Origin of the sequence: Streptomyces sp. YS-3 (assembly GCF_045257485.1) — a bacterium.
In the GTDB taxonomy this organism is placed as follows: Bacteria; Actinomycetota; Actinomycetes; order Streptomycetales; family Streptomycetaceae; genus Streptomyces.
The window spans coordinates 1-3,879 of sequence record NZ_JBJHPC010000640.1; the positions used below are offsets into that span (position 1 = coordinate 1).

The 3,879-nt window shown below is 70.4% G+C and carries 4 protein-coding genes; 3 read left to right on the top strand and 1 reads right to left on the bottom strand.

Annotated elements, in window-relative coordinates:
* Positions 1-58 precede the first annotated feature (58 nt).
* Positions 59-646: a flavodoxin family protein gene (locus tag ACJA3G_RS32350; protein WP_406556597.1), complete on the bottom strand. Its 588-nt coding sequence runs from the start codon at positions 644-646 to the stop codon at positions 59-61.
* 240 nt (positions 647-886) lie between these two features.
* Between ACJA3G_RS32350 and ACJA3G_RS32355 the strand changes: the two genes are divergently transcribed.
* The 3 genes from ACJA3G_RS32355 (at position 887) to ACJA3G_RS32365 (ending at position 3,764) form a co-directional block, all read left to right on the top strand.
* On the top strand, positions 887-1,615 hold the full coding sequence (locus tag ACJA3G_RS32355) for a TetR/AcrR family transcriptional regulator (protein ID WP_406556598.1): 729 nt from the start codon (positions 887-889) through the stop codon (positions 1,613-1,615).
* 400 nt (positions 1,616-2,015) lie between these two features.
* On the top strand, positions 2,016-3,029 hold the full coding sequence (locus ACJA3G_RS32360; protein ID WP_406556599.1) for an NADPH:quinone reductase: 1,014 nt from the start codon (positions 2,016-2,018) through the stop codon (positions 3,027-3,029).
* A 510-nt stretch (positions 3,030-3,539) separates the two neighbouring features.
* Positions 3,540-3,764 carry a hypothetical protein gene (locus ACJA3G_RS32365; protein ID WP_406556600.1) on the top strand — a complete coding sequence of 75 codons (225 nt, stop codon included), beginning with the start codon at positions 3,540-3,542 and terminating at the stop codon, positions 3,762-3,764.
* The last annotated feature ends 115 nt before the right edge of the window (positions 3,765-3,879 follow it).

Below are 3,879 nucleotides of genomic sequence, written 5' to 3' on the forward strand. Positions count from 1 at the left end.
GGGGCGGCCGCGGGGCGGGGGCGGGCACTGAAAGGGCAGTTTCCGGCGGACGGTTGTGTCAGAGCGCGGCGGTGGCCAGTCCGGCGCGGTGGATACGGGTCTGCTCGGCGACGCGTCGGCCGAGGTGACGGGCGGTGTTCAGATCTGCGCCGTCGACCGCGGGGGTGTCGTTGAAGCTCTGTGCGCCGGCGCCGAGGTAGAAGCCGAGGCGGTTGTCGTCCTGCGGGCTGGAGGTGGTGGTGTTCCAGCCCGGCAGGAGGCCCAGGCTCACCCAGAGCATTCCGTGCTGGGCCGCCAGCAGGGAGAGGTACTGCAGGGTGTGCATCTTGTCGCCGCTCATGGAGCCGGAGTTGGTGAACCCCGCCGCGAGCTTGTCGCTCCAGGCCCGGGTGCTCCAGCGCTTGCTGGTGGCCTCGGCGAAGGCGTGGAATGCCCCTGATGCCGTGCCCATGTAGGTGGGGGTGCCGAAGATGATGGCGTCGGCGGCGTCCATCAGGTCCCAGTCGGCGTCGCTGAGGGAAGCGACGTCCAGACGCTGGACCTGCGTGCCGGTGAGGGAGCGCGCACCGTCCTCGACGGCCGTGGCGAGCTGCGCGGTGTGGCCGTAGCCGGAGTGCGATGCGATGACGATCGATATGTCGGACACGTGTATTCCTTCTGCCGCGATGGCGGCGTGTTCGGTGTTGAGACGGCGGACGTTTGATCGCCCGGCTGCGGCGGGCCGCCGCGCCGCTTCCTGCTTCGGGTACCAAAGGCCGGGCAACGGTGTGGCGGATGCCCGGCTATCGCGGACTGACGGCGACCGCCATCAGCCCCGGATCGGCGTTACGGTTCAAACGATAGCACCGATAGTTCGCCGATACGCAAGATGCGATATCGTTGCTCCATGAACGAGGAACGACGCGCCGCGCGACACCGGGTACTGCAGGTGGCCGCCAAGCTCCTGGAGGAGGGCGGCAGCGAAGCAGTCTCCACGCGCGCTGTCGCCGCGGCCGCGGGCATCACGGCACCCGTGCTCTACCGGATGTTCGACGACAAGGACGGACTGCTGGCCGAGCTGGCCGCGTACGGGTTCGAGATGTACCTGGCGGAGAAACGCGAGGCACTGGCGCTGACCCCTGACAACCCCGTGGCCGACCTCTACCGCGGCTGGGACCTGCACGTCGACTTCGGAGTGCAGCACCCCGCTTTCTACATGCTCATGTACGGAACGGTGCAGCCCGGACGGCGACCCCCGGCCGCGGACGAGGCGCACGCCCTGCTGGTGCGGCTGCTGGGCCGGGTTGCCGACGCCGGGCGCCTTCGAGTACCGGTGGAGCAGGCGACCCGCGTCATCCACGCGGCGACAACGGGTGCCACGCTGACCATGATCGGCGAAGAGTCCGCAAAACGGGACCCGGCCATCTCGGCGCGGCTGCGGGACACCGTCATTGCCTCGATCACCACGGACCCACCTGCCTCATCCGGGTCGGACCTGGCCTCGCGCGCACTCGCCCTCGATGCCGCACTGGAAAACGCGCTCACCGCAGAGCCCCCGGCCGCGGGCGCCGAGGTACCTCTGCGCGACACGGAGACGGCCCTGCTGCGCGAATGGTTGCAGCAGCTTGCGGGCTGAAATCCCGACGCCGACGGAGCCGGCGGCGGGATTTCAGCCCGCAACACCGGCCGCACGGAGGGGCGTACCGTCGCAGACGGCCGCTCAAGGTACTCCAGCGGCGGGCCGCCGTCCGCCACGAGCCACATCATCCAGCGTGTGAGCGTTCAGCTTTGACCTCAGTCAGGTGTCGTTTCCTGTCAGGCTGAAGTGTGCAGATCGCCACCCGGCCTGCGCGTCATCAGCGGACAGCACGCCGCGCGACCCGGCAGCGCCGCCCCATGCAGCCGGCCTCGCCGTCCACTCCGGAATACCCCCCTCAGTGAGGGGGTTCAGGGAGCGGTGGGCCCATACCGAGGCGGCGCCCTCCCGGGGGCGCCGACCGACCGTTTCCCCGGGGCGAGCGAAGAACAGGTGAGAGATGAAATCCATCATCCGGACGACTGCCGGCGGCCCCGAGGTCCTGCAGCTCGTCGAGCGTCCGACACCCGAGCCCGGCCCTGGTGAAGTGCGCGTCCGGGTACATGTCTCGGGCCTCAACCCGACCGACTGGCGCAGCCGCAGACGGGCGCTTCCCTCGGGCATGAACGAGCAGGTGCCCCACCAGGACGGTGCCGGGGTGATCGACGCCGTGGGCCCGCAGGTCGACCCGGCGCGGGTCGGGCAGCGGGTGTGGATCTGGGAGGCCGCACGGGAGCGGCCCTGGGGAACGGCGCAGCAGTACACGCTCGTCCCCGACCGGAACGCGGTCGCTCTGCCCGACCACGCCCCGTTCGAGCTCGGCGCGGCGCTGGGTATCCCGGCCCTGACCGGCCATCGTGCGCTGACCGTCCATGACGGCGGACCGGGGCGCATCGCGCCCGGGACCCTGCGGGGCGCGACCGTCCTGGTGGCAGGCGGAGCCGGCGCGGTCGGCAATGCGGCCATCCAGCTTGCCCGCTGGGCCGGAGCACGGGTGATCACCACGGTCAGCGGCCCTGCCAAGGCCACGCTGGCGCTCGCGGCCGGCGCCCACCGGGCGGTCGACTACCGCACGCAGGACGCAGCCGCGGAGATCCTGGCCTTCGCTCCCGGAGGCGTCGACATCATCGTGGAGGTCGCACCGGGCGCCAACGCCGCCCTCGACATCACCGTGGCCGCCCCGGACGCTGTGGTGGCCTACTACTCCGGCGGCGAGGACGAGCAGCTGTCCATACCAGTGCTCTACTCACTGCCGACGAACCTGCGCTGGCAGAGCGTCTTCGTCTACACCGTGCCCCCAGCGGCAAAGCAGCAAGCACTCACCGATGTCACGGCAGCCGTGGACGCGGGCGCGCTGCGTGTAGGCGAGAAGGCCGGACTGCCACTGCACCGCTTCACGATGGAGCGCACCGCTGAGGCCCACGCCGCGCTCGAACAGGGCGTCATCGGGAAGGTCCTGCTGGCTATCCCGTGAACCGTGGCGTTCGCTGGTGGACGGCGACATCCGCCTCCCCGCCCCCGGCGGCGCACCAGCCTGGTGGCGCCTGCGCTTCCAGTCCCGCACCCCGCACGGCATGCCCGAGGAGCACCGCTTCCAGTTGTGGCCCGCCGAGCGACAATCCGAAGCACGACACAAGATCCCAAAGACGTAGGCCCGCCCCCAGAGGGAAGCCAATGAGAGAGGCGGCGCCGGCAGGCGCAGGGGGTCTGACGGTGAGGGCACCCGTGCGACCACGGAGCCCAACCACCGGCCGCACGGGCGCCGGATACGGGCATCTGTCCCCTCGTCCTCTTCCAGCGCGGGCGGATGGCTCTGTCCGTTTCCGTCGTCTGCCGAGGTTTCGCCCCATGCCACCCACCTCTGATCCCGCGGCCTCGACCCCTGCTCCCGCACCCCGCACTGCCGTTCCTCGCCGTGTGCTGCGCCCGGACCAGCAGCAGGCGGTCGACAGCGGGGCCCGAGAAGCCCGGGACGCATGGGCACATGGTCTCGGCGTGCGGGACGGGCAAGACCCTCATCGCGCTGCGTACCGCCGAGGCTCTCGACATCCGCCATCTGCTCATCGCGGTGCCGTCTTTGAATCTGATCGGCCAGTGGGCGGCACCAGGCACCAAAAGCAATGCCGGGTCTGCGGAAGCGACCCTCAGGGCCGCTCAGCCGCGATCCCCTCGTAGCGGCACTCTCCCGGCAACCGACCCCGACCTCTAACCTGAGAAGGAACGGGAACGAAGAGGGAGGCGCTTCGTGGATCTTGTGACGGCCAAGCACCGGTCACCGATCGGAGACGACGGGCATCAGCCGAACCGCCCCCTGCCTCCCCCTC

Coding starts and splice junctions, on each gene's coding strand:
- ACJA3G_RS32365 (WP_406556600.1), top strand. CDS start 3,540: ATGGTCTCGGCGTGCGGGACGGGCAAGACCCTCATCGCGCTGCGTACC.
- ACJA3G_RS32360 (WP_406556599.1), top strand. CDS start 2,016: ATGAAATCCATCATCCGGACGACTGCCGGCGGCCCCGAGGTCCTGCAG.
- ACJA3G_RS32355 (WP_406556598.1), top strand. CDS start 887: ATGAACGAGGAACGACGCGCCGCGCGACACCGGGTACTGCAGGTGGCC.